This is a genomic window from Thiohalophilus sp., from assembly GCF_031581315.1.
Classification (GTDB): domain Bacteria; phylum Pseudomonadota; class Gammaproteobacteria; order UBA6429; family Thiohalophilaceae; genus Thiohalophilus.
Genome location: NZ_JAVLAZ010000162.1, coordinates 1 through 2,465, shown reverse-complemented (window position 1 = coordinate 2,465; position 2,465 = coordinate 1). Strand labels below are relative to the sequence as shown.

General features: G+C 56.0%; 3 protein-coding genes. All 3 read right to left on the bottom strand.

The window, feature by feature from the left end:
- Positions 1 to 198 precede the first annotated feature (198 nt).
- Positions 199 to 774, bottom strand: a complete 576-nt coding sequence (locus RI563_RS13140) for a cytochrome b/b6 domain-containing protein (RefSeq protein WP_310694835.1) — start codon at positions 772 to 774, stop codon at positions 199 to 201.
- Positions 775 to 1,048: 274 nt separating this feature from the next.
- Entirely contained in the window at positions 1,049 to 1,363 is a 315-nt protein-coding gene (gene grxD, locus RI563_RS13135) for a Grx4 family monothiol glutaredoxin (RefSeq protein WP_310694834.1), read from the bottom strand.
- A 154-nt stretch (positions 1,364 to 1,517) separates the two neighbouring features.
- Positions 1,518 to 2,465, bottom strand: a 948-nt coding sequence (locus RI563_RS13130; RefSeq protein ID WP_310694833.1) for an asparagine synthase-related protein, incomplete at its 5' end; no start/stop codon positions are given.

Below are 2,465 nucleotides of genomic sequence, written 5' to 3'. Positions count from 1 at the left end.
TTTTCAACCCGCTGCAAGATTTCCTGCAGGGAAAGGATTTTTCCCTGCTGACGCAGTTCCCGCGCCTCCCGGTAATCCAGTTTATCATCCGCCCGGGCGGCGTCCATCGTATTCATCCCCTGAGTCGCGAGGATACCGATACCGCCGGCCGCCAACATAACAAATAATCCTGCTTTGTAACGCATCATCATCTCCTCTTTATTGATCGATATGTAATGATTTTTTGCCATTGAACATCGCCCGCACCAGATTCTCCCGATGCAGCAGACTTTCCAGCAGTACGCCCGCCACATGGATAAACACCAGTAACAGGGTGAAGTTGGCAAAAAACTCGTGGATCTCTTCGACCACTTCCCAGCTTGCGGATTCATGCGCGATCCAGCCGGCCAGCGGCCCGGCGCCCTCTTCCACGGCATAGGTTGCCAGCCCGCTCAACGTCGTCACCAGCAATGCGATCAGCATCAGCACGATCATCGCGCCGCCGGCCGGGTTGTGCCCCAGATAACGTTTGGGACGTAACAGGAATACCTCTTTGAGATACTGCTTGATCTCGGCCGGGCGTTTGACAAAATCACTGAAGCGGGCATGGCGCGTGCCGATCAGCCCCCAGATCAGGCGCAGGCCGATCAACAGCAGGACGGTATAACCGGCAAAGGTATGCAATCCCAGCCATTCATCCTCGCTGAGATAGGCCAGCGTAAAACTTAACACCAGCGCCCAGTGAAAAAACCGGACGAAAACGTCCCAGACACGGACTTCATTCTCTGTATTCATAATAGCCACCTCCTGACTCTGGGAACACAGTCTAGGCGGTCAAGCTGAAACCAGGCTGAAAACGAGAAAAAGATCTTAACGCAGAGGCGCAAAGACGCAGAGGTCACAAAGAAAAGTAATTTATTTATTAATCCGCCAATAAACGCGAATAAACGCAAATTATAAATAAATCAAAAAGATCATTTTGCGTTCATTCGCGTTTATTAGCGGATTTTATTGTGCACAAAAAACCCGGCCTGGGCCGGGTTTTGGGTCGTGCGAAAGAGGCTTGCCGTTACTGGACGGCTTCACCCACCATCTTCTGCAGGTCACCCTTCTGGTACATTTCCAGGGTGATGTCGCAGCCGCCGATCAGTTCGCCGTTGATGTAGATCTGCGGGAAGGTCGGCCAGTTCTGGTACTTGGGCAGGTTTTCCATGATTTCGGGATCGGTCAGGATGTTGACGTGGGCAAACTCCTTGCCGCATTCCATCAGCGCCTGCGCCGCCCGGCTGGAGAAGCCGCACTGGGGCATGGTGGGTGTGCCTTTCATAAAGATCACAACCGGGTTCTTTTTGACGATGTCGTCGATTCGTTCCAATGCATCCATTACTCGCACCTCGATATGCTATTTGTGGTCGGCAACGCCGCCTGGGACGCGCCACTAAAATCAGTGATACCTAATATAACCGGTTTGCCGCGAAAATACCATAGCAAAATACTCTGGTATAAAACGAGCCAGTACTCATACAAATGCTGCCGGCTCAGCCGTTTTTCAAGGGATCGACGTGGGTCTGAAACCACAGTTCCAGCAGGGCCATATGCCAGAGCTTGCTACCGCGCAGCGCCGTAAAGTGTTGATCCGGCGCAGCCAGTAGCTTGTCCACGTACTCACGCTGGTAGATTCCCCGCGCCCGGCAGGCGTCGGAATTGACCAGATCGCGCATGAAATCGAGAAATTCACCACGCACATATTTGAGCGCCGGCATGGGGAAATAGCCCTTGGGCCGGTCGATCACGGCATCCGGCACCAGGCCGCGGGCGACCCGCTTGAGGATGTGCTTGGCGCCTTCGCCGCCCGGACCGTTGCCCAGCTTGAGCTCGGGCGGCATTTGCGCGGCCAGCTCCACCAGCTGATGATCCAGGAACGGCACCCGCGCCTCCAGGCCCCAGGCCATGGTCATGTTGTCCACTCGTTTGACCGGGTCGTCGACGATCAGGGTGGTGACATCCATGCGCAGCACCCGGTCGATAAACTCGTCGGCGTCAGGCTCGCCCAGCAGGTCGGCAATCACCTGACCGGTGACATCCGCGCCGCGATAGGGTTCGGTCACCATCTCGTTGAATTCGCTGTGCGGCCGATCGAAGTAATAGCGGGCAAAGCGCTCCAGGTCCGTGCCCGCGGTATCCTGCTGCATTTGCGAAAACCAGAAGTAGCCGGCGAACACCTCGTCGGCGCCCTGGCCACTCTGCACCACCTTGACCTCCTGCGAAACACGTTCGGCCAGCAGGTAGAAGGCCACCGCATCCTGACCGAACATCGGCTCGGCCATCTGCGCCACCGCCTCGGGCAATCGCGGCAGCACTTCCTCGTTGGGAATATGATATTGCTTGTGCCGGGTCTGGTAGCGTTCCACCACCTGATCCGAGTATTCGAACTCGCTGCCCTTCTCCTCGGGCTGATCCTCGAAGCCGATGGAAAAGGTGCGCAG